Source organism: Enterobacter sp. ZOR0014, assembly GCF_000798855.1.
In the GTDB taxonomy this organism is placed as follows: domain Bacteria; phylum Pseudomonadota; class Gammaproteobacteria; order Enterobacterales; family Enterobacteriaceae; genus Enterobacter; species Enterobacter kobei.
The window spans coordinates 1-365 of the sequence record NZ_JTLF01000399.1; the positions used below are offsets into that span (position 1 = coordinate 1).

At 57.5% G+C, this 365-nt stretch carries 2 pseudogenes; one reads left to right on the plus strand and one right to left on the minus strand.

What is annotated here, in order from left to right:
* Nucleotides 1-4: 4 nt before the first annotated feature.
* Nucleotides 5-106 (minus strand): annotated as a pseudogene (locus tag L977_RS24200) (DUF933 domain-containing protein); the annotation flags it as partial.
* Between the two features lie 2 nt (nucleotides 107-108).
* On the opposite strand from L977_RS24200, the pseudogene L977_RS24205 reads away from it, so the two are divergent.
* Nucleotides 109-365: pseudogene (locus tag L977_RS24205) on the plus strand (RHS repeat domain-containing protein); the annotation flags it as partial.

Genomic DNA, 365 nt, shown 5'->3' on the forward strand with positions numbered 1-365 from the left:
CGAATCAGACGTTAAACAGGAAGTTCATCACATCGCCATCTTTAACGATGTAATCTTTCTCTTTCTCACGCATCTTGCCTGATTCTTTCTTGCCTTGCTCACCTTGTTCTCAATAAGCTGTCGGTCTCCGACTTTGCCCGCGACGAACTCCACCGTGAAACCAGCCGCACCCAGGGGCTGCTGACCACCCGCAGCGAGTACGACCGCCTTGGACGACCGCCTTGGACGACTGCATCGCCGGGAGGTCTTTACCGGCAATGCTCACCGCCCGTCGCCGCGCCGCTGGTCCCGCCGCTGGGATTATGACGACCGCAATAATCTGGTGCGGGAAGAGCGGGACGATAATCCGTTCAGCTGGTACCGCT